This window comes from Burkholderia metallica, assembly GCF_001718555.1.
Taxonomy (GTDB): Bacteria; Pseudomonadota; Gammaproteobacteria; order Burkholderiales; family Burkholderiaceae; genus Burkholderia; species Burkholderia metallica.
The window spans coordinates 618,874-640,999 of record NZ_CP013403.1 but is presented as its reverse complement, the minus strand read 5'-3'; the positions used below and the strand labels follow the sequence as shown (position 1 = coordinate 640,999).

Genomic DNA, 22,126 nt, shown 5'->3' with positions numbered 1-22,126 from the left:
GTCAGGCTGCAACCGCCGCGTTTGCGACGCGCTCGCACACGGCCGCCGTCACCTGCGCGGTCGTCGCGCTGCCGCCGAGGTCGCGCGTATGCAGCGACAGGTCGGTCGTCACGGCCTCGATCGCCTGCATCACGCGCGCGGCAGCGTCCGTCTCGCCGAGATGCTCGAGCAACATCACGACCGACCAGAACGTGCCGACCGGATTCGCGAGCCCCTTGCCCATGATGTCGAACGCGGAACCGTGGATCGGCTCGAACATCGACGGATAACGACGCTCGGGATCGATGTTGCCGGTCGGCGCGATACCGAGGCTGCCGGCGAGCGCGGCCGCGAGATCGCTGAGGATGTCGGCATGCAGGTTGGTCGCGACGATCGTGTCGAGCGACGCCGGCCGGTTGACCATGCGCGCGGTCGCCGCGTCGACGAGTTCCTTGTCCCACGTGACGTCCGGGAATTCCTGCGCGACCTGCTTCGCGATCTCGTCCCACATCACCATCGCGTGCCGCTGCGCGTTGCTCTTCGTGACCACGGTCAGCAGCTTGCGCGGGCGCGACTGCGCGAGCCGGAACGCGAAGCGCATGATGCGTTCCACGCCGGCGCGCGTGAGGATCGACACGTCGGTCGCGGCCTCGATCGGATGGCCCTGGTGCACGCGGCCGCCGACGCCCGCGTATTCGCCTTCGGAGTTCTCGCGGACGATGACCCAGTTCAGGTCGTCCGGCCCGCAGCGCTTCAGCGGCGCGTCGATGCCGGGCAGGATGCGCGTCGGGCGCACGTTCGCGTATTGGTCGAAGCCCTGGCAGATCTTCAGGCGCAGCCCCCACAGCGTCACATGGTCGGGCACGTCGGGGTCGCCCGCCGAGCCGAACAGGATCGCGTCCTTGCCGCGCAGCGCGTCGAGGCCGTCGGCCGGCATCATCGCGCCGTGCTGGCGGTAATAATCGGCGCCCCAGTCGAAATCCTCGAACTCGAACGCGAAGCGGTCGCTGCCGCGGGCCAGCGCTTCCAGCACCTGCTTGCCGGCCGGCACCACTTCCTTGCCGATGCCGTCGCCCGGAATCGTTGCGATACGGTAGGTCTTCATGCGGACATCCTCGATTGATCGTGAGCGTGAACGCACTTTACCGAACCAGGAGTGCAGGAACCGGCGCTAGAATCAAGGCATCTTTAACTTCGATTCACGAATCCCGTCATGGTGGATACCGTCCAGCCGGCCGATCTCGGCTTCTTCTCGACGCTGGCCGCATCGGGCAGCCTGAGCGCGGCCGCGCGCGAACTCGGGTTGACCGCGGCAGCCGTCAGCAAGCGGCTCACGCAGATGGAGCGGCGCGCGGGCGTGACGCTCGTCAACCGCACGACGCGACGGATGATGCTGACGCCCGAAGGCGACGTGTATCTCGACTACGCGCGCCGGATCCTCGACCAGATGGACGAACTCGGCGAGTTGCTCGGCAGCGCGAAGCAGCGGCCGAAGGGGCTGCTGCGCGTGAACGCGACGCTCGGTTTCGGGCGCAGCCACGTCGGCCCCGCGATCTCGCGCTTCGTCGCGCGCTATCCGGAGGTGTCGGTGCAACTGCAGTTGTCGGTCATGCCGCCGCCGCTCACCGACGACGCGTTCGATGTGTGCATCCGCTTCGGCGAGCCGCCCGACACGCGCGTCGTCGCGCGGCGGCTCGCGCCGAACCGCCGGCTGCTGTGCGCGGCGCCCGCGTATCTCGCGCGGCACGGGATGCCCGCCACGCCGCACGACCTGGCGCGGCACAACTGCATCGGCATCCGGCAAGGCGACGAAGGTTACGGGATCTGGCGCCTGACCAGCGGCCGCGGCGCGGCACGCAACACGGAAGCCGTGCGGATCAACGGCAACCTGACGACGAACGACGGCGAGATCGCCGTGAAGTGGGCGCTCGACGGGCACGGGATCCTGATGCGCGCCGAATGGGACCTCCGCGACTATCTCGCCGACGGTCGCCTCGTCGTCGTGCTGCCCGACCACGAAACGCCGAGCGCGGACATCTATGCGGTGTATGCACAGCGTCACCAGATGTCCGCGCGGATTCGCGCGTTCGTCGACTTTCTGGCGGACGAATTGGGGCGGTTGAGGGCCGTGTAGGAAACGGTCTGGATCGCGCAAGCCGCGATCGTTGCGCGCAGCCGGCCAGACGATATCCGGCCGCCGAATCGCGTTGCGCACGGAGGGATGGCCGTCAAAAATGACATTACTTTGGCTAAATTTCCTAAAAATAGCCAAAATATTTACATTCTCACTTGCCAACCGGACCCAAAGTCGCTCACGCCTCGCATCGATTACGCTAATATTTTGGCATCTTCGTTGGCAAAACATTGAAATATTAGCCTCATGGCACAAAAGACAGCCCCGCTCCTGCCGGCATCGACCCAGCTACTCGCCGAATTCGGCGAGCGGCTGAAGCTTGCTCGCCTGCGCCGGAAGCTGACGGCCAAGCAGGTTGCGGAACGCGCCGGCATGTCGCCGATGACGCTTCGTTCGCTGGAAGCCGGCGGATCGGGCGTCACCATCGGCGCCTATCTGTCCGTCATGCAGGTGCTGGGGCTCCAGGGCGATCTGGAAAAGCTGGCCGCCGCGGACGAATTCGGCCGCCGGCTTCAGGACGCCCGCCTCGTCAAACCACGATCCGCCCGACGCACCGCGCCGGCCCTCTCCGCCGCCACATCGTCCACGCCCGGCCGGCGCATGCGCGCAAGCGCGCCGGCCGCCACGAAAGCGGCCGGAGCAGGCACGCCGGCAGCCGGAACCACCGAACCCGGCGATGCTCGCGGCACGACGGCAGCCGATCTGGTCGCGTTGCTGAAGCCGGCAAGAAAACGGCATGGGGAGCATCGAGGGAAATGACGACGATCGGCGTCTACGCGGATTGGGACAGCTTGCCCGAACCGCGAAAGATCGGACTCCTGCACGGTTCGCGTCGCGGTGGCGCGCGAAATGCCGAGCACCTGCGCCGCGCGCGTGAAGCTGTTCATTTCGACGATGCGCGTGAAGATGCGCATCGCGCGGATCGAATTGTCCACCGCACACCCCTGCAGGTTTGCCGCATGCCGCGGCGCCCGCTCGCGCACCGTGCATGCGTATCGAGAAACGCCGCGCCGCCGGCGCGGCCGACGGTTCAGCCGTTCGCCGCCGCGGCGCCGCGCGCCGGGTCGTCGAGCAGCCGCTGCGCGAGCGCAAGCGCGTCGTCGCGGGTTGCCGCCGCATTCAGCGGATAGCCCCACACCTTCTCGAACGCGCCCGAAAAAGCGTCGAGCGCCGCGCGCCGCGACGCGTCGGGCTCGATCGCGATCATCGCGGGGATCCATTCGCGCGACTGCGCACGGTTGGCCTTGCTCCATTTCGCGAGCTGCTTGCGCATCTCGTGATCGTCGCCGCCGCGATCGTCGCCGGACGGCGCATCGTCGGTCAGCAGAACGAACGGTTCGCGACGCGCGAGCAGCGCATCGAGTTCGGCGATCAGGCGGGCGGGCTCGGTGTGCGTCGAACCGGTGTAACGCAACCAGACAAACGGGAATTCGGTCGTGATGATCTGCATGTCGGCCTCCAGATGAGAACGATTCTCATTTTATGGGTCAAGGTCGATCGCGTCATTTATCGTGCCGGCCAACTGCTTGCTCGATCCGGCCAATTGCACGCGAGCGGCGCGGATCGCGCCGTTCAGCGCTGCCGGTCGGTCAGGAATTGCGTCGGCGACTTGCCGGTCGCCTTGCGGAACATCGTCACGAAGCTGCTCGCGCTCTCGTAGCCGAGGTCGATCGCGATCTGGTGCACGCGGCGGCCGGTGGTCAGCATCCGCAGCGACAGCGCGACGTGCAGCCGCCGACGCCAGTCGCCGAGGCTCATTCCGAGCTCCTTCGCCGCGAGCCGCGTCAGGCTGCGCTCGCTGACGCCCGCGCGTCGCGCGAGTTCGGGCAGCGACGACTTGTCGGCCGGACAGTCGAGCAGATGGTCGATCAGCTTGCGCAGCCGGCGGTCGGCCGGCATCGGCAGGTACAGATCCTCGACCGGCGCCGCGACGAGTTCGTCGAGCAGCGTCGCCATCAGCCGCCCCTGCGGCCCGTCGACGTCGTACAGGTTCGGAAAGCTCGCCGCCTTCAGCAGCAGTTCGCGCAGCAGCGGCGACACCGACAGCGTGCAGCAGCGCGCGGGCAGGTCGAGCGCGGCGTCCGGCTCGACCAGCACCGCATAGAACGTCGCGCCGGCCGAGCCGCGCGCCGCATGCGCGACGCCGCCCGGAATCCATACCGTGCATTGCGGCGGCGCACTCCACACGCCGCCTTCGATCTCGCAATAGACGACGCCGCTCAGCGTGTAGAGCAACTGCGCCTGCGGATGGCTGTGCCGCTCCAGCCTCCATTCGGGCTCGACGACCGAGCCGCCGAACACGACGAGCGGACGCGGCACGTGGAAGACTTCGTCGTCCGCTGCGGGATCGGTGATCGATGGAAGCGTGCGCATGAAACGGTGAACGATGGAGAAAAACCGGACGCCGGGCCCGCGCATCCTTTCGTGCTTATACCAGAAAGGCGCCGGCGCGGCCGGGCGGCCGGGCGGCTGCCGAAGCCGCGTCTGCGGGCGCGCGCCGAAGCGAATACAATGCCCCGATCCCCCGCCGCTGCGCCCACCTGCCGGAGCCGCCATGTTCGACCTGACCACCCTGACCACCTTCACGGCCGTCGTCCTGGGCCTGTTCCTGATTCCCGGCCCCGCCGTGCTGCTCGTGCTGAGCCGCACCGTGCAGGGCGGCCGCAAGACCGGCATCCTGACCGGCCTCGGCGTCGCCAGCGGCGACTTCGTGCATACGCTGTTCGCGGCCGTCGGGCTGTCCGCGCTGCTGATGACGTCGGCGCTCGCGTTCAACGTCGTCAAGCTGGTCGGCGCCGCATACCTGATCTATCTCGGCGTGCGCGCGCTGCTGGAGAAGGCGTCCGATCCGTCGCTGCCGCAAGTATCCGCCGTCACGCCGCTCAACGCGTACCTGCAGGCGATTCCCGCCGAAGTGCTGAATCCGAAGACCGCGCTGTTCTTCCTCGCGTTCATGCCGCAATTCGTGCATCCGGAACGCGGCTCGACGTTCGTGCAGTTCGCGGTGCTCGGGTTGATCTTCGTCGTGCTCAGCTCGCTCTACACCACGCTGATCGCGTGCTCGATCCGCCCGCTCGGCCGCATCGTGAAGCGGCTCACGTGGCTCACGCGCTGGCAGGGGAAGATCATCGGCTCGATCTTCATCGCGCTCGGGCTGCGCGTGGCCGTGCAGCAGCGCTGACGCACGCGGCCGCATGACGTCCGCCGGCGAAACCCTCTATACCGACCCGCGCCTCGTCGCGGTGTACGACCTGTTCAACGCGGGCGATCAGGATTTCAGGTTCTACGCGTCCGCGATCGGCGCCGCGCGGCAACGCGTTCTCGATCTCGGCTGCGGCACCGGCACGTTCGCGCGCCGGCTCGCGGCGGCCGGGCACGAGGTCGTCGCGATCGATCCCGCACCGGCGATGATCGAATACGCGCGTCGCCAGCCAGGCGCCGACACCGTGCACTGGCTCGCCTGCGGGCTCGACGGCCTGCCGCCCGGTGCGCCGTTCGATGCGGTGGCGATGACCGGGCATGCGTTCCAGTGTCTGCTGACCGACGCGGCGATCGACTCGACTCTGCGCGAGGTGCGCCGCATGCTCGCCGACGGCGGCCGCTTCCTGTTCGACACCCGCAACCCGCGCGTCGCGCCGTGGCGCACGTGGACGCCCGAGCATTCGGCACGCAGCGTCGCGTCGCGCGAAACGGGCATCGTCGATCTTCATCATGCGGTGCGGTCCGTCGCCGACGCGATCGTGACGTTCGATACGCACTACCGTTTCCGCCGCGACGATACGGTGCTGACGAACACCAGCCGGCTGCGCTTCATCGCGCAATCCGAACTGCGGGCGCGCGTGAGCGCAGCCGGATTCTCGTCGGCCGACTGGTACGGCGACTGGCAGCACGCTTCGTTCGACGACGCGACCAGCGCGGAGATCATCGCGATCTGCCGCGCGTAACCGCGCATGCGTCGACCGCGTCAGCCCGCCACGGGCAGCGCGTGCACTTCATACGCATGCCGCAGCGTGCGTCCCAGCACCGGATCTTCCAGCTCGACCTCGAACCGCTCGGCCGGCCGGATGCCGCCGATCGCCGCCAGCGTGCCGCCCAGCATCGCGGTGCCGTCGACGAAGCGGCCGTCGTGGCGGGCGAACTGCGCGAGCAGGTCGTCCGGTGCGCGCATCGCGGTCACGCTGCCTTCCTGGTACAGCACGCGCTCGCCGTCGATCGTCGCGTACGCGCGCAGCACGAGCCGATCCCAGTGCGCGGCCACGTCGTCGAACCTCCACAGCGTGTTCGCGCACGGCTTGCCGCACATCTGCTTCGACACGGTGATCCCGTAGGTCTCGACCTCGCGGTCGGTGTGGTCGGACGCGACACCGACGAACGTCTCGCCGCCGTCGCGCACCAGCACGAATTCCGCTTCGCCGCTGCTCCGGCCGCCCGATACCTGGATCGCGGGCGACGGATCGAGACGATCGGCCGCGACGCGGTAGAACACCGGGGTCGTCGCCGGACGCTTGACGCCGAGCGCCTCCAGCTCGCGAATGTGCTTTTCCATGGCGACCGTGTCGCGGCCGGTCCAGCCCGCGATCACGAGCGTATCGATCGCGATCGCGCGCTCGGTGCGGCCGTCGCGACCGTCGATCGCGAACGTGATGGTTTTCATCGAATGCTCCTCGTTGCGGGCCGCACACGCAGGATGCGCGGCCGCCCGCCTCTGTCGGTAGTAGGCCGTGCTTACGCCGGGTCGTAGTAGTGAATCTCCAGCAGCACGCAGCCGCCGTTCGACTTGAACGGGCCGTGCCATGCGCCGGGCGGACGCACCGCGTACGTGTAGCCGTGGAACGGCGTGCCGCCGTTGCCGTGCTCGTCGTTGCCGACGGTCAAGTCGCCTTCGACCAGAAACACTTCCTCCCAGTAGTCGTGCACGAACGGCTTCTTCGTGTGCAGGCCGGCCGGCAGGCGCAGCAGGCGCGTGCGGCTGCCGCGCTTGCGCTCGGTGTCGAGCGCGCCGGACAGGATCAGTTCCTGCGCGCCGGACGCCGGGTCGTAGCCTTCCGGCAGCCGCCAGTCGCGCTGCATGTCCAGCGTGTGGAATTCGTCGTGAAGCTTGTTGATGGCCATCTGTCTCTCCTGAATGCGATAGCGGGTAAAGCCGGTTCGGTGCGGCCGGTCAGGCCGCGCGCGGCGTCGACAACGACTGGTTCAGCGAATAGCTGCCGAGCATCGAATCGACGAGATGCGACGCGCGCTGCCAGTCGTACGTGCGGTACGCGTGCCCCTTCGTGACGAACGACGCGCCGGCATAGAACAGCTCGTACTGGTTATGGCGCGATGCGAATTCGGAGCCGACCGCGTCCCATGCGAGCTTGAAGAACTTCACGCGCTCCTCGGACGAACATACGGGCGACTTCTGCGTCTTCTCGATGATGCGCAGCAGGTCGGGGTTCTCGAAATCGCGCGCGCTCGACGGCAGCATGATCATTCCGCCGCCGGCGAGTTCGCGCAGCGTGTTGAGCACCTTCGAATAGAGCTGCTGCGTGACGACCTGCGAGCCGTACAGCATGTTGCGGTCGGGCACGTAGAAGCCGTTGACGACGGTGCCCTTCGCTTCCATTGCGTAGACCCACGCCTCGACCATCGACGCTTCGGCCGCGAGCTGGCCCAGCGTCTCGCGCACCTGCGGGAAGGCGTTCGTGCCGTTGACCTCGGAGATCTTCAGGCCGAGCCCGACGAGGAAACGCAGCTTCGTCATCAGGCGCACCTGGCATTGATAGTTCTGGAACACGTGCGCAGGCGTCGCGTGGAACTGCTTCGCGCACATCGCGGTGTTGCCGGCGACGAAGATCCGCTCCCACGGCACCTTGACGTCGTCGAAGTACAGCACCGCGTCGTTCTCGTCGAAGCGGCTCGACAGCGGGTTGTCGAACACCGACGTCGCGTGCTCCTCGTACGACTTGCGCGACAGGATCTTCATGCCCTTCGCGTTCATCGGCACCGCGAACGACAGTGCGTACATCTCGTCGCCTTCGCGCAGCGGCTGGATGCAGCTGCAGAACACCTCGTTCGCCATGATCCCGCTCGTCGCGAGCATCTTCGCGCCGCGCACCGTGATGCCTTCGGCATCCTGATCGACGATGCCGACCGCGAGGTACTTGTCCTCCTGCTCGTGTGCCGACTTCGACTGGTTCGCCTGCGGATTCACGATCACGTAGGTCAGGAACAGGTCGTTGTCGCGGGCATAGCGGTAGTAGTCGCGCAGCGCGCCCGCGCGCGCCGGATCGTATTGCTCGAACACGTCGGCGCCCATGTACATGCCCGACAGGCACGACGCAACGTGATCGGGCGAGCGGCCCATGAAGCCGTAGTGCAGCTCCGACCACGCTTCCAGCGCGGCGCGGCGTTCGACGAGCTCGTCGTAGGACGTCGGCAGTTGCCAGATCCGGCTGACGCGGCGGCCCGAATCGGGCGAGACGAACGTCATCTTCTCGACGTTCTCGCCGCGCGCCTGGTAGTCGTACAGGCTCGCGTAGCTGCGGATCGAATTGCGGAATGCCGCGTGCGCGGTCACGTCGCCGACCGGCTGGCCGTTCAGGTAGACCTGCCGCCCGTCGCGCAGCGACGCGATGTGCTGAGTCCCGTTCTTGATCATGATGTGCTCCTGGGTGGAATGAAGCGTGGATGGCATTCAGGCAGACGGCGCATGCATGCCGTCGAGCGTGCGATAGCGGCCGCCGAAGAAGATCAGCGGGCGCCCTTCCGAGCGCGCGCGGTGCCGCGTCACGCGGCCGACGAAGATCACGTGGTCGCCGCCGTCGTATTGCGCATAGGGTTCGCATTCGAACGTCGCGAGCGCGTCGGGCAGCAGCACCGTGCCGTCGTCATCGGCGGCCGCGTCGGCGCGCCAGCCCCATTTGTCGCCGTTCGCTTTCGCGAAGCAGTTCGACAGGTGCTGCTGCGTCTCGTCGAGCACGTTCACCGCATAGCGGCCCGCGCCGGCCAGATCGTCGAGGCTCAGGCTGCGACGGTCGACCGAGAACAGGATCAGCGGCGGGTCCAGCGACACCGCATTGAACGACGCGACCGTGATGCCGATCGGCATCCCCGCTTTGCGCGGGGCGGTAATCACCGCGACGCCCGTCGCGAACATCGACAGCGCGGCGCGAAAGCGCCGCTGCTCGTCGGCGCATGCGCCGTTTCCGGTTCCGGCATGGTTCTCGCTCATCTCGTCCTCCTTGGGTTGCAACGCCGGATTCCGCAGTGGAATCCGGCCCAACAAAGCACCGTGATTTAGCTTTGTTATTTAGCTTTTATTAAATGTAAATACAAAGGCGGGTTCAAGCTGTCGTAAACCCTGACCTTGAAAGCTTTGTTTGAAAGACAACCCTACTCCCGGGATGGATGTTGCGCGGCGCCCGCGAATGTCCACGTACACTGCGCCTACCCGATGCCCCGGGGCGTGCGTGCCCCGCGGGAGATACCGCTTTCCGGAGCCGCTTCGATGCAATCCCGCCCGATCTACATGGACTACAGCGCGACGACGCCCGTCGATCCGCGCGTGGTCGACAAAATGGTGCCGTTCCTGCACGAGCAGTTCGGCAATCCGGCTTCACGCAGCCACAGCTACGGCTGGGATGCCGAGCAGGCCGTCGAGGAAGCGCGCGCGCACGTCGCCGCGCTGCTCGGCGCCGATCCGCGCGAAATCGTGTGGACCTCCGGCGCGACCGAGGGCAACAACCTCGCAATCAAGGGAGCCGCCCACTTCTACCAGGGCAAGGGCAGGCATCTCGTCACGGTGAAGACCGAGCACAAGGCCGTGCTCGATACGTGTCGCGAACTCGAACGCCAGGGCTTCGACGTCACGTATCTCGACGTGCGCGAAGACGGCCTGCTCGATCTCGACACCGTGCGGCAGGCGCTGCGCGCCGACACGATCCTGGTGTCGGTGATGCTCGCGAACAATGAAACGGGCGTGATCCAGCCGGTGGCCGACATCGGCGCGCTGTGCCGCGCGCGCGGCATCGTGTTCCACTGCGACGCCGTGCAGGCGGCCGGCAAGATTCCGGTCGACGTGAATGCGCTGAACGTCGACCTGCTGACGGTGACTGCACACAAGGTCTACGGCCCGAAGGGGATCGGTGCGCTGTACGTGCGCCGCAAGCCGCGCGTGCGGATCGAAGCGCAGATGCACGGCGGCGGCCACGAGCGCGGGATGCGCTCGGGCACGCTGCCGACACACCAGATCGTCGGGATGGGCGAAGCGTTTCGGCTCGCGAAGGAAGAGATGGCGGAAGAAAGCCGCCGTGTCGGCGCGTTGCGCGACCGGCTGCTGGCCGGCCTGTCGACGCTCGACGAGGTTTACGTGAATGGCGATTTGACCCACCGGATTCCGCACAACCTGAACGTCAGCTTCAATTTCGTCGAAGGCGAATCGCTGATCATGGGAATCAAGGGTGTCGCGGTGTCGTCAGGCTCCGCGTGCACGTCGGCATCGCTGGAGCCGTCGTACGTGCTGCGCGCGCTGGGCCGCAGCGACGAGCTCGCGCACAGCTCGATCCGCTTCACGCTCGGCCGCTTCACGACCGAAGCCGAAGTCGACAGCGTGATCGCGCAGGTGCGCGACACGGTCGGCAGGCTGCGCGCGTTGAGCCCGCTGTGGGACATGCATCTCGACGGGGTCGACCTGAATACGATCGAGTGGGCCGCGCACTGAATGCGGCCGGCGAGTCCGGCCGGCCGGCGATCGCGGGCGAGCCTGCGGCCGCCCGCGCGTCAGCCTTTTTCCTGCCGCGCGATCAGGTGCGCGAGATCGAGCGTCGCGCGGTCGCCGTTGGTGACGAGGCGGTCGATCACCGAGCAGAGCGCCTTGAATTCGGTCTTCGTCACGCCTTCGAACAGCACGTTGTTGATACGCTGCTGCGTGTCGGCGAGCGCCTTCAGCAGCTTCGTGCCGGCCGGCGTGACCGTGAGCCGCATCTTGCGCTTGTCGTCGGGGTCCGAGCGTTTGTCGATCAGGCCGAGCTTCTTCAGCTTGCCGGTCTCGATCGTGACGAAGGCGCCGCTCAGGTGCAGGTGATCGGCGAGACGGTTGACGGTCACGACGTCGTCGTGCGAGAGGTGGGAGACCGACACGAGCAGCGAATACTGGATGCCGGTGAGGCCGATCAGCGAGCCGAAGCCGTCGCGCACCGACAGCAGGCGGGCCGCGAACGGCAGCAGCCCGTTGATCAGGTGGCGGAATTGCGTGTCCGTGCCGTCGGTCAGGCAGGCCGGGTTGGTAATGGTCAGAACGGACTCCTCTTGCTGCTTGGCCATGACTTCGACGCTCCGTACGGTCATGCGGATTTAGCTTTGAAACGAAATTATACGGCAAAGGCACATACGCCTTTGGCCCGGCCCGGCCGGCGCCTGCGGCCCGGTTTCACGATACAGGAGGTACGTCGATGCCCTTTCCGCTTCATCCCGCGACGGTTCGCGCGCTGCTCGAATGCTATCTGCGCGCGAAGGACCTGAACCGGCCCGCGCTGATCGCCGAGTGCTTCGCGGCCGACGCCGAACTGAGCTTTTCGCTCGCGAACGACGATATCGATTTTCCGCCGCGCGTGACGGGCGCGGCCGCGATTGCGCGCACACTGGTCGAGGAATTCGGCGAGCGGTTCGAGCGGTGCCGGACCTATTACGTTTGCACGGAACCCGAAGTCGACCCGCACGGCGTCAGCGGGATGTCGTGGCTCGTCGTGATGCGGCAGAAGGACAACGGCGCGTTGCGAATCGGGCATGGCACGTACCGCTGGCAGTTCGACGTTGACGGCGACGACGTCGCACGGATTGCCGCGCTGCATATTCACATCGCGCGGATGGATACGGTCGACGATCCGGAGGCGGCGAAGCTCGATGCGCTGCACGCGGCGTTCGGGTATCCGTGGCTGCCGGCGCACGCGCTCGCGCGCGGGTTCGCGGATGTCGCCGCCGCGCAGCCGGAGTGGGCATTCCTGGCGCCGTTCCGGAACGCAGTGGTGGGGGCGTAGCCGATTTCTTCGGCCGGGCTTCTACGGCTCCTGTCGCTCCCGCGATGACGTACGCGTCACGCTCCGACGAGCGCCTGCCGCACGCCGTCCCAATCCAGCCCGAATCGCGCAAGATACTTGCGCAGCCGGTCCGCATCGTTCGGCTGCTTCTTGTTCTGCCGCGATACCGCGAACAGCGTGCGCCCGGCCTCCGACAAGCTTGCCGACACGCGGCACACGTCGAGCACGCGTTCGAGCTGCGCGCGGTCGAACAGGTCGAGTTCCGCCGCACGCGCGCCGAACACCACGTCGACGTATGCATCGGACGCACCCGCGCCGCCCGGCGGCGACCATGTGCGCGTCAGCCGTTCGACTTCCTGTTCGGCGAGCGCTTCGGTAATCCGCCCGGCATCGGCCAGCGTCGCCATCCGCGTAACCGACGCGGACAGCTCGCGGAAATTCCCGGGCCACGCCGCGCGGGGCGACACGGCGAACGCGAGATAGCGCCGCTTCGCCTCGACGTTGAAACGCACCTGCTCGCCCTGCTCGCGGCCGAAACGGTCGAGTTCGAATTCGAGGTTCGGCTCGATGTCCTCGCGGCGCTCGGCCAGCCCCGGCAGTTCGTACGTCCACAGGTTGATCCGTGCATAGAGATCCTCGCGGAATGTCCCGGCCGCCACCATCTGCCGCAGGTCGCGATGCGTGCCCGCGATCAGCTCGAAATCGCTGGTTGCCTCGACGTCCGCGCCGACCGGCAGGAAACGCTTTTCTTCGATCGCCTTCAGCAGCATCGCCTGTTCGTCGAACCCGAGTTCGCCGATCTCGTCGAGAAACAGCAGGCCGCCGTCTGCCGCGCGCAGCAGCCCGGCCCGCGCAGACTGCGCGCCCGTGAACGCGCCCTTCACATGACCGAACAGCGTCGACATCGCGGCGTCGCCGCGCAGCGTCGCGCAGTTGATCTCGATGAAGGGCCCCGCGAGCCGATGGCGGCCGCGCTTCAGCTCGTACACGCGCTTCGCGAGAAACGACTTGCCGGCGCCCGTCGGCCCGACCAGCAGCATCGGCGCACGCGAACGCACGGCCACGCGCTCCAGTTGCTCGATCAGCGCGTTGAAGCGCGCGCTACGCGTCGCAATGCCGGCCTTCAGGAACGACACGGTTTCGTCGCGCTCACGGGTGAAGCGCTGCGCGATGCGGTTGTAGCGCGACAGGTCGAGATCGATCACCGACATCGTGCCGGGCCCGCTCGGCCCTTCGTCGGTCTTCTGCGGCGGCGCGGTCTGCGCGAGACGCGCGGGCAGGTAGCGCGCTTCCGCCAGCAGGAACCAGCAGATCTGCGCGACGTGCGTGCCGGTCGTGATGTGGATCAGGTAGTCCTCATGGTCGAGATCGAACGGGTAGCGGCGCGCGAAATCGTGCAGCGTCGCATAGACCTCCTCGAAATCCCACGGGTCGCGAATCTCCATCGGGATGAGCCGCACGTCGGTATGCGGCGATACGCGCTCGAGATCCTGTTTCACGCGGTTCGCGAGGCGGGCGTAGCTCGGCGAATGCAGCAGTTCGAGCCGGTCGATCGGCGTGTCGCGCTGTTCGCACAACGAAATCGTCGGCCGCCAGTTACGCCAGCGGCGCTGCGAGCCGCCACCCTGGTCGAGCACGGCACCGAGAAAACCGATCGCGACGGTTTTGCGCATGCTTATCCCACACGATAATGAACGATCTGATTGTATCGACTTCTCCGGATCGAGTTATCGCCCGATTTCCATCCCCAATCCGCCACACACAATAATTCTCCTTTTATTTCAAAGGGTTGAGATTTATTGCGCGCATCAAACCGCCCGCTGGCACGCCTCTCGCTAAATAGAAAGCGCCGGATGTCCCGCTGGCCCGCGAGCCAGGGTTCAACAAGCCCTGCTGGTGCGCCGCCGCCGAACCTGGTTCGTCGCGGTCGCGCATGCCGCCATGGGCAGACGAAGGCAAACGGGCGCGTACTGGAACTTCGCCCGGGTTCGAATCCCGGGGCGCCCACCGTTCGGTAGCTCATTCGGGTAGAGCAGCCGGCGCAAGCCGGTGTGTAGCGGGTTCGAATCCCGCCCGAACACTGTCCGCAAGGACAGTCTCTTGATAGAAGCAGTACCCGCCGGTGCGGGCCGCAAGGCCCGCCGCGCGTCGGACCGGTTGCGGTTCCGCGCGATCGGCCGGACGGCCGCACGGCCCGCGCGAGGGCGCACGACGACGCGATGCAGGATGCGTCGCCGCGCACTTCGGCGCAGGGCCGGCGCGCCGCCCGCCCGGTTGCGTCGCCCCGCGATCCGCACGACGTGCGTCACCCGGCAGTCGTTGAAGAAAAGGACAAGAATATGTGGATGCGACATGTAGTGAAAAAGAACGAACGCGCCCTGCTGATGAATGAGGGCGATTTCGTGAAGGTGCTCGAACCGGGCGTGTTCAAGGCCTTCGATCCGTTCAAGCGCTTGTCGGTGCAGACCGCGCGTCTCGACGCGCCGCTCGCGGACACGGCACTGGCCGACTACCTGCGCCACGACGCACCGGACGTGCTCGCCCGGCACTTCGTCGCGATGGATCTCGCCGACGACGAAGCGGGCCTGCGCTACGAAGACGACGTGCTCGTCGAGATCCTCGCGCCGGGCACGCGCCGGCTGTACTGGCGCGGCCTGACCGCGCACCGTCTCGAACGCGTCGATCTCGCGCAGGACAGCATGCTGCCGGCCGCACTCGTCACGCGCATCGCGCAACCGGCGCTGCGTGCGCGCGGCGTGGCGGGCCTGACGGGCGTGTTGCTGGCGCAGGTGCCGGCGTACCACGTCGGCGTGCTGAAGATCGACGGCAAGATCGAGCGGCTGCTGGACGCGGGCGTCGCGGCGTTCTGGCGCTTCAATCGCGACGTCGCGGTCGAACTCGTCGACCTGCGTTTGCAGGCGATCGAAGTCGGTGGGCAGGAAATCCTGACGCGCGACAAGGTCGCGCTGCGGCTCAACCTGTCGGCGACGTGGTGCTATGCGGACGTGCTGCACGCGTTCGGCCAGTTGCAGAAGCCGGTCGAACACCTGTATCGCGAGCTGCAGTTCGCACTGCGATCGGCGGTCGGCACGCGCTCGCTCGACGAACTGCTGGAAGACAAGCAGTCGATCGACGACGTCGTGATCGCGCAGGTGCGTGCCCGCCTCGGCCATTCGGGCGTGGACGTGCGCAGCGTCGGCGTGAAGGATATCGTGCTGCCGGGCGACATGAAGACGATCCTCGCACAGGTGGTCGAAGCGGAGAAATCCGCGCAGGCGAACGTGATTCGCCGCCGCGAGGAAACGGCGGCCACGCGTTCGCTGTTGAACACCGCGAAGGTGATGGAAGAAAACCCGACCGCGCTGCGACTCAAGGAGCTGGAAACGCTCGAGCGCGTCGCGGAACGGATCGACCGCATCTCGGTGTTCGGCGGTCTCGACCAGGTGCTGAACGGACTCGTCAGCATCAAGGGCGCGCAATGAACGATCGGGCACGGCGCACGGGCGCCGTGCCTCATGAACGAAGAAGCAAGGTGACGAACATGAGTGACATGGATTACCAGGTGATGGAACTGGCCAACGGCAAGCCGGTGAAGATGTGGACGCAAGGCGTCGCCGTCGAGGACGAAGCGCGCGCGCAACTGCGCAACACCGCGCAGATGCCGTTCATCTTCAGCCACGTCGCGGTGATGCCGGACGTCCACCTCGGCAAGGGCTCGACGATCGGCAGCGTGATCCCGACGAAGGGCGCGATCATTCCGGCCGCGGTCGGCGTCGACATCGGGTGCGGGATGATGGCCGCGCGCACGACGCTGACGGCGTCCGACCTGCCGGATTCGCTCGCGGGCCTGCGCAGCGCGATCGAACGCGCGGTGCCGCACGGCCGCGCGCCGGGCCGCCGCGATCCGGGCGCGTGGGGCGATCGCACGCCCGCCGCCGTGACCGAATCGTGGAAGTCGCTGCAACCGGGCTTCCAGCGGATCGTCGACAAGTATCCGAAGCTGGAAAAGACGAATCACTACGCGCATCTCGGCACGCTCGGCACCGGCAATCACTTCATCGAAGTGTGCGTCGACGAAGCGGACCACGTGTGGTTCATGCTGCACAGCGGCTCGCGCGGCGTCGGCAATGCGATCGGCAGCCTGTTCATCGAGCTCGCGCAGGCCGACATGCGGCAGCACATCGCGAACCTGCCGGATCGCAACCTCGCGTATTTCACCGAGGGCAGCCGCCACTTCGACGACTACGTGGAGGCGGTCGGCTGGGCGCAGGACTATGCGCGCCGCAACCGGCAGGCGATGATGGACGCGGTGATCGGTGCGGCGCGCGGCGTGATCGCCAAGCCGTTCTCGGTCGACGAACACGCGGTGAACTGCCACCACAACTACGTGCAGCGCGAACGCCACTTCGGCGAAGACGTGCTCGTGACGCGCAAGGGTGCGGTGTCCGCGCAGAAGGGGCAGCTCGGGATCATTCCGGGCTCGATGGGCGCGAAGAGCTTCATCGTGCGCGGGCTCGGCAATCCGGAAAGCTTCTGCTCGTGCAGCCACGGCGCGGGCCGGACGATGAGCCGCACCGAAGCGAAACGCCGCTTCACGGTTGACGACCAGGTGAAGGCAACCCGGGGCGTCGAATGCCGGAAGGACGCGGGCGTCGTCGACGAAATCCCGATGGCCTACAAGGACATCGACGCGGTGATGGCGGCCCAGCGCAGCCTCGTCGAAGTCGTGCATACGCTGCGCCAGATGGTGTGCGTGAAAGGATAGCGCGGTGCGCGGCCGATGGCCGGCGGCCGCGCACAACGAAAGGGAAACGACAACAATGAAAGCCGACAACGCAATGACGACCGTGCGCAGCGCGCACCCGGTCGACCCCGCCGTTCGGGTGCGCGTGATGGCGGAGCTCGCGGAAGTCGAGCGCCGCCACGACGTGAGCGTGCTGTTCGCATGCGAATCGGACAGCCGAGGCTGGAAGCGGCGTAACGGGCTGCAACTGCTGCGCCGATTAAACTCTACTTGTGAGTAGCCTCAAGTCAAGGCATAGCGAATCAGTTTGTCCTGAAAATGGGCTTCTTCATGTAGACGCTATAACAAACAACAGGAGGCGCCCATGGCACGCCCTTGGTCAGACTGACGAGACTTCCCCGACCCACGCCGCGCTGGAATTCTCGTCGTACAACTTGGCCCACGTGTCTACGAAATGCACAATGAAGATATCCTTGTCTATTGCGGCAGCGGTGACAACGTCATATTGCGAATTGCCTCATCGCTACCGTCCTCGTTGAGAGCTGGACACGCAACAATGCCCCACTGCGGGACTACCTTCTCCAGAACATCTCGCTGATACAGTACCGAACGCTATCGTGTGTTGATAGTTAGGAGACCCCAACTCGCGCGTGCGAGTACAAATGCACTAGCAATTACCTCGTTCACACGTAGTTGACGCGAAGTTATCTGCGGCGTCCCAACACTTCCGCGAAGCCAGTTTCCGAAACACTCGCTGTATGAGCGCTGTACGCTCTGATCGACCATATTGTTACGAATCCTGCTTCATATGCTCTCTTGCCAAACGATGATGCAAGACTCGAAACATTGGGTCGACACGGCGTTGGTCACGGCCTCGAACAATTCCTTCCGCGCGGGTCCATGGAAGTGCAGCAAGCCAGTCCTGAATAGGCATAGCTTTCGTGCGAAATGGTTTGTATGCCTGCGATAGCCGTGTGGCGTCGGCACGCTCGATTCCTAGCGACAAACTCAGAGTCAACGCGTCAAAGTTCGGTACACCCTCCGCGGCCAGCACTGACAGAGCACTGACACCATCTCCAACCACCAGCCCCCTAAGCTTAGCTTCGTACTGAAGCAGTTCGTGCATTCCGAAGAGCCCCCAAGGCAGGAGATACTGCATTCGGCCGTAGATTCTCGCAATCAACTCTCCAAACGTGCCGCGTTGTACTTCGAACTTTGAAAGGGGCATCCCTGCGATCCACTTTTCCGCGAGGTATGAATACATGCCACCGAGCGCTTCGCCATCGAAAGCTAGCAAATGCTTTGCAACCGGTCCAATCAGGTAGCTGACATTCGAAACGTTTATGACATACCCGCCAAGGACAAGATTTCCGAACCCCTCCAATTGCCAATCATCTCTAGTCTGGAGCCATCTATAGATGTTCGCTTGCGCTTCCAAAGACCAACCTACTCTCGCCGCGATTTCAATAAGAGCTGGATTCTCGTCCGTTGCTTTTTTTACGACTCTCCGCTGTCGCTTTCCCACGTGTTCGGCAAAAGCTCGCTCCGAGTCGTTAAGTTGCAGCGAGGCAAGAAGCTGACTCTCGTACTCCGGTGCTCCGTCGGCACCGATGTCTACGATGCCAGTCGAGCTTGCATGGGCATAGCCTACGCGCATGATGTTAATCAGCGCACGAACATTCTTCGCGTCCGCTGTTGCCTTTCCGTCGATCTTTATTTCGGATAGCGAGATTTCATCCAAATCATCCAGTGAAATTTTCTTGTCCTGAACCAGTTCGTTCAGTTTCGAGATTCCTTGCGCGAGCGCGGATTGGACGGGAGGAATGTCTACCAACGCGGTTTGAAGATAGTCCTCTATTGTGTTTCCCTTTAGTCGCTTGGCCCAAAGCTCTGGACGATATAAGACGCAAAGCCCTTCAGCATCAACACCAAATCTTCCCGCGCGACCTGCAATATTCCATAGTGCACGTGGCGATAGCTGAAAGCCGTGTCCGATTAGTGATTCGACAATGACGGTCGAAAACGGAAAGTTCACGCCTTCAGCTAACGTGGTCGTCGCGCATATGACGTCGACCTTCCGGGCCCGGATCGCTTCTTCAATACCGAGGCGTACTCTTGGTGGCATTTGGGCATGGTGAAACAGGACACGCTTCTTGTAGTGCGTCCGAAGTTCAGACTCCGGATAGAGTTCACGCTCAACCCATGCGTCGAGCCGCTCCGAGATGTCGTCGCTGACGTCTTGCTCCTCGTCGCGCATACCTGCAACAGCTCTCGCAACACGCTCGGCAGAGCCCGGACTCATGCAAAGAACGAGAACGATGCTGTTCTTAGCCATACTATTAGCCAGCGTCGCAAGACCCTCGATTGCATCTCTAGGAAGCGCCCCTTCAGAAAGCACCGTATAAGGTCTCCCTTGACGGAACTGAAGTTGAGCCGCCCCCCTTTCTGTTCGATTCAGAAGTCCAACACGTAGCCTGCTGGTTCGTGAGTCGACCATGACCGCACGCGCATCTTGTTTGGACGAAAGCCACGACGTCAGCTGTGAAATGTTTGGCGCGACAGCTGACAACTGGATAATTCTTGCTGAAGCGGGAATCATCCGCCGCAAACGCCACAAGTAGAACTCAAGCAATATGCCACGGCTACCTTGCTCGATATGGTGGGCTTCATCCACAATCACCAAACACGTTTGCCCCAAGAATTCTGGATCGACGCGAAGTAGCAAATCTGCGCGCTCTGGAGTAAAGACAACGACATCCGGGGAGCCCTCCGTAGGACTAAGATTTTCGTGAGCAGTTAAATTCCCTCCCGCCTCGAACACACTCGCCCCAATTCCGCTCAACGAAACTGAGAGATCCGACCAGACTTCACGCACTAGCGCTCGACTAGGACAAATATAAAAAATTTTGCTGCCCGGGTTGGCTCGTAACGCGTTGGCAATGAGAATGCGTGCGAGTGCAGTCTTGCCAGTGCCAGTTGGCGCGGCGAATCCAAAACTTCGCATCTCCGCGTCAAGCAACCCCTCCTTCAACGCAACTGCCTGCGCAGGCCAAAGCTCTACCGGCGCAGAAATCGCACGAAGGTCCTCCACGGAGAGCGAGCTAATCTTTGGGATTACTGATAGTGAGCTATTCGTCGCGCGTAATGCGAGTAATTTTTTCAGCGCCAGAACATCGTCGCCAGTCACTCCTAAGGCAAATTCACCGGCGAGATTGCCCAGCAACTCCAAGTCATCCGTCCCAGTCCCGCTCTCCCCAGTATCCTGAATCCTACGGCCAGCATTCGTCAGGATTTCGCTGAGACTCTGTTCGACCAAAATTGAAGCCGCTTGCTCCGTATAGTCAGGCGACTCATCGATTTCGGTTGGAACCGCCCCCAAATTCCCAGCCACATTCCGCCAGAGCGAGTTACTCTCGCGAGTGAAGAAGGCGCGAAAGCCTCGATCAAAGCCGTTCCGGGTAGCATGGGAAGAGCTTGCGCCTGGTAGGCCAGCGAGTTCATATAAGAAGATTGCTTTCAGTTGGGATAAGTGAGGCTGCAGCACGCCCGCCTCACTCTCCATCGACAAACTTGCTTCGATGTCTGCCGCATATTGACAAAGCAAACGTGCACCGCTCTCGCGAGGATTCTCCCAATCGGAAGCGCTGGAAATTACGGCCTGCGAGAACCGTTTCAATTGCTTCCTAACAGTTCGGTCGATGGGTTCACCGGGCTGTCCCAAGCGTGCCAGAAAGAGGTTCCGTTCAAGGGAATAATAGCCCTCAGAGAACCAGGACTGCGACAGACACGAGGAAAGTTGTTCGATAGTAAACATTATGCCGCCGCCTCTTTAATTTTAAACCAGCGACCGTATGCATCTTTAGCCAACCCTGCCAAATCCGTAACCACAAGCGCATAGTAATTAAAGTCGATATTGCATTTCCTCGACAAAATGAAATCATCATCCTCCGTGTTCACCGTGCACGCATTCGTTACGGAAACACCAATAAATTTCAAATTATCGGGCCCAGGAGGCGTCAAATCACTTTTTATAATCTTAGCTTCATCGTCCTTGAACGACGACTCCAAATTATCTCGAATTCTCGCAAACTCAAATCGTGGATCTTCGTCATCGTATTCGTGAAGCGACTTTAGCATTTGCGTAAGTATTCCCGACCTATGCGTCTTGGTCTTCGTGGACTCAGTTGGCAGAATGCTGCTTTTTGCTTCGACGAACAGATATTCATACGGCACACAACTTGTCTTCACGAAAAGACCATCCATCTTATGTGCGTTCGTATTTTCCGACGTTGTCATCGTGAGCTTGGAATAAAGTCGCCTATAACCGAGCATCTCTTCGACGAATTGCGCCGCCGCAATTTCTCCGCAATGACTATTTTGAAACGAAGCAACCGTCGGAATGGGGGCTATCATTCCCAGCAATGCTTCCAGATGGGAATCGCCGGATGAAAAATCCGAGGCGATTCCGTCAAGCGTTCGATAGTGCTTTGTAATCTGCCCAGTCAGATATTTACCCAACGAGTAGTTTTTGTAATTATCATTGAGAACAGCTCGGTATCCGTCCCGAATTGCGGTGACGCCGGTCGCCGTTGCTGCAAGAATCAATTCTTGCGCGATAAAACTCTTAAACTTTGACAAAATTACCCCCGCATTTTCTAATGAACAGCATCTGCTTCTTTTCATCGTGGGCCATCCGCAGCTACCCGTCGGCCTCATCTCTCATGCTCTTGCACCACCCTTGCTACATACTACTTGTTGCCCCATGCAAGAACCCCGACCACCAGCGCACGAAAAGAAATCACGTTTGTACCACGAGAAGCCCGGATTTCAGGCAGCCGGCTTGGTCGAAAAATGGCATAGTTGATCCCGCAACAACAATATTAGACCATACTCGACGTGGCGCACGGAGTCGATGTCGTCAATCTTAGCAAGCGACTCCACAGCTATCTGTTAGATCCAATGTAAAACTGCCTCGCCTGAACGAGGATGGCGGTTTTTCCGTCAATTTTGACTTGAGAAGCAAGCAACTTAATCAATGTTTTGGCAGGGCGAGGCACGCGGATGCAAGAGATAGTGCAGTGGATAAGTATCTCGCGGAACTCACACAGGTGTTACCGTACACCTTAGGCCGGCCTTGCTCTCCCAACGATTTTCATTTCGGCCATTCCTTGAGATACGTTGCGCGGCTTCAGTTCCCGACGTTGACATCTGGCGCGTTGTCCAGTGCTAAAGGGTCATTCGCGCAATCTACTT

The 22,126-nt window shown here is 63.5% G+C and carries 19 protein-coding genes, 1 tRNA gene and 2 pseudogenes; 10 read left to right on the top strand and 12 right to left on the bottom strand.

The genetic code is table 11. From position 1 onward, the window contains the following. Position 1: 1 nt before the first annotated feature. Positions 2-1,084 carry a tartrate dehydrogenase gene (locus WJ16_RS22650; RefSeq protein WP_069259317.1) on the bottom strand — a complete coding sequence of 361 codons (1,083 nt, stop codon included), beginning with the start codon at positions 1,082-1,084 and terminating at the stop codon, positions 2-4. Between the two features lie 108 nt (positions 1,085-1,192). On the opposite strand from WJ16_RS22650, the gene WJ16_RS22645 reads away from it, so the two are divergent. Both WJ16_RS22645 and WJ16_RS22640 read left to right on the top strand, forming a co-directional pair. Next, the gene (locus tag WJ16_RS22645) at positions 1,193-2,113 is read left to right on the top strand and encodes a LysR substrate-binding domain-containing protein (RefSeq protein ID WP_069259316.1); all 921 of its coding nucleotides are present in this window, start codon (positions 1,193-1,195) and stop codon (positions 2,111-2,113) included. A 246-nt stretch (positions 2,114-2,359) separates the two neighbouring features. Continuing rightward, on the top strand, positions 2,360-2,872 hold the full coding sequence (locus WJ16_RS22640; RefSeq protein WP_069259315.1) for a helix-turn-helix domain-containing protein: 513 nt from the start codon (positions 2,360-2,362) through the stop codon (positions 2,870-2,872). Between the two features lie 52 nt (positions 2,873-2,924). Here WJ16_RS22640 and WJ16_RS33660 read toward each other — a convergent pair. The 3 genes and pseudogenes from WJ16_RS33660 to WJ16_RS22630 all read right to left on the bottom strand — a co-directional run. Further along, positions 2,925-3,048 (bottom strand): annotated as a pseudogene (locus WJ16_RS33660) (helix-turn-helix domain-containing protein); the annotation flags it as partial. Between the two features lie 95 nt (positions 3,049-3,143). Then, complete coding sequence (locus WJ16_RS22635; protein ID WP_069259314.1) at positions 3,144-3,563, bottom strand: ATP--cob(I)alamin adenosyltransferase; 420 nt, start codon at positions 3,561-3,563, stop codon at positions 3,144-3,146. Positions 3,564-3,685: 122 nt separating this feature from the next. Next, a complete protein-coding gene (locus WJ16_RS22630; RefSeq protein ID WP_069259313.1) occupies positions 3,686-4,486 on the bottom strand; it encodes an AraC family transcriptional regulator in 801 nt (266 codons plus the stop codon). 181 nt (positions 4,487-4,667) lie between these two features. Here WJ16_RS22630 and WJ16_RS22625 point away from each other — a divergent pair, with 181 nt between their 5' ends. Continuing rightward, positions 4,668-5,294 (top strand): LysE family translocator, encoded by a 627-nt coding sequence (locus WJ16_RS22625; protein WP_069259312.1) that lies wholly within the window; start codon positions 4,668-4,670, stop codon positions 5,292-5,294. Positions 5,295-5,307: 13 nt separating this feature from the next. Beyond that, complete coding sequence (locus WJ16_RS22620; RefSeq protein WP_069259311.1) at positions 5,308-6,057, top strand: class I SAM-dependent methyltransferase; 750 nt, start codon at positions 5,308-5,310, stop codon at positions 6,055-6,057. 20 nt (positions 6,058-6,077) lie between these two features. Here WJ16_RS22620 and WJ16_RS22615 read toward each other — a convergent pair whose 3' ends face one another. The 4 genes from WJ16_RS22615 to WJ16_RS22600 form a co-directional block, all read right to left on the bottom strand. Further along, on the bottom strand, positions 6,078-6,767 hold the full coding sequence (locus tag WJ16_RS22615) for a DUF2848 domain-containing protein (protein ID WP_069259310.1): 690 nt from the start codon (positions 6,765-6,767) through the stop codon (positions 6,078-6,080). Between the two features lie 71 nt (positions 6,768-6,838). Further along, a complete protein-coding gene (locus WJ16_RS22610) occupies positions 6,839-7,225 on the bottom strand; it encodes a cupin (protein ID WP_069259309.1) in 387 nt (128 codons plus the stop codon). Between the two features lie 49 nt (positions 7,226-7,274). Continuing rightward, a complete protein-coding gene (locus tag WJ16_RS22605) occupies positions 7,275-8,753 on the bottom strand; it encodes a 4-hydroxyphenylacetate 3-hydroxylase family protein (RefSeq protein ID WP_069259308.1) in 1,479 nt (492 codons plus the stop codon). Between the two features lie 36 nt (positions 8,754-8,789). Next, positions 8,790-9,326 carry a flavin reductase family protein gene (locus WJ16_RS22600; RefSeq protein ID WP_069259307.1) on the bottom strand — a complete coding sequence of 179 codons (537 nt, stop codon included), beginning with the start codon at positions 9,324-9,326 and terminating at the stop codon, positions 8,790-8,792. Between the two features lie 276 nt (positions 9,327-9,602). Here WJ16_RS22600 and WJ16_RS22595 point away from each other — a divergent pair, with 276 nt between their 5' ends. Continuing rightward, positions 9,603-10,814, top strand: a complete 1,212-nt coding sequence (locus WJ16_RS22595; RefSeq protein WP_069259306.1) for an IscS subfamily cysteine desulfurase — start codon at positions 9,603-9,605, stop codon at positions 10,812-10,814. A 59-nt stretch (positions 10,815-10,873) separates the two neighbouring features. Here the strand turns inward: WJ16_RS22595 and WJ16_RS22590 are convergent, their stop codons facing one another. Next, positions 10,874-11,416, bottom strand: a complete 543-nt coding sequence (locus tag WJ16_RS22590) for a MarR family winged helix-turn-helix transcriptional regulator (protein ID WP_069261088.1) — start codon at positions 11,414-11,416, stop codon at positions 10,874-10,876. Between the two features lie 128 nt (positions 11,417-11,544). Here WJ16_RS22590 and WJ16_RS22585 point away from each other — a divergent pair, with 128 nt between their 5' ends. After that, complete coding sequence (locus tag WJ16_RS22585) at positions 11,545-12,129, top strand: nuclear transport factor 2 family protein (RefSeq protein WP_069259305.1); 585 nt, start codon at positions 11,545-11,547, stop codon at positions 12,127-12,129. Between the two features lie 56 nt (positions 12,130-12,185). On the opposite strand, the gene rtcR is transcribed toward WJ16_RS22585, so the two are convergent. Beyond that, positions 12,186-13,802 (bottom strand): RNA repair transcriptional activator RtcR, encoded by a 1,617-nt coding sequence (gene rtcR / locus WJ16_RS22580; protein WP_069259304.1) that lies wholly within the window; start codon positions 13,800-13,802, stop codon positions 12,186-12,188. Between the two features lie 335 nt (positions 13,803-14,137). On the opposite strand from rtcR, the gene WJ16_RS22575 reads away from it, so the two are divergent. The 4 genes and pseudogenes from WJ16_RS22575 to WJ16_RS33655 all read left to right on the top strand — a co-directional run. Continuing rightward, positions 14,138-14,210, top strand: a tRNA-Cys gene (locus WJ16_RS22575). 258 nt (positions 14,211-14,468) lie between these two features. Continuing rightward, on the top strand, positions 14,469-15,611 hold the full coding sequence (locus tag WJ16_RS22570; RefSeq protein ID WP_069261086.1) for a slipin family protein: 1,143 nt from the start codon (positions 14,469-14,471) through the stop codon (positions 15,609-15,611). A 59-nt stretch (positions 15,612-15,670) separates the two neighbouring features. Next, complete coding sequence (locus tag WJ16_RS22565) at positions 15,671-16,894, top strand: RtcB family protein (protein WP_069261087.1); 1,224 nt, start codon at positions 15,671-15,673, stop codon at positions 16,892-16,894. A gap of 55 nt (positions 16,895-16,949) precedes the next feature. Beyond that, positions 16,950-17,099: pseudogene (locus WJ16_RS33655) on the top strand (DNA polymerase beta superfamily protein); the annotation flags it as partial. A gap of 564 nt (positions 17,100-17,663) precedes the next feature. Here the strand turns inward: WJ16_RS33655 and WJ16_RS33650 are convergent. Then, positions 17,664-20,687: a DEAD/DEAH box helicase gene (locus WJ16_RS33650; protein ID WP_084636106.1), complete on the bottom strand. Its 3,024-nt coding sequence runs from the start codon at positions 20,685-20,687 to the stop codon at positions 17,664-17,666. Continuing rightward, complete coding sequence (locus tag WJ16_RS33645; RefSeq protein ID WP_167375395.1) at positions 20,687-21,556, bottom strand: Hachiman antiphage defense system protein HamA; 870 nt, start codon at positions 21,554-21,556, stop codon at positions 20,687-20,689. The genes WJ16_RS33650 and WJ16_RS33645 overlap by 1 nt, the downstream gene beginning before the upstream one ends. Positions 21,557-22,126 lie beyond the last annotated feature (570 nt).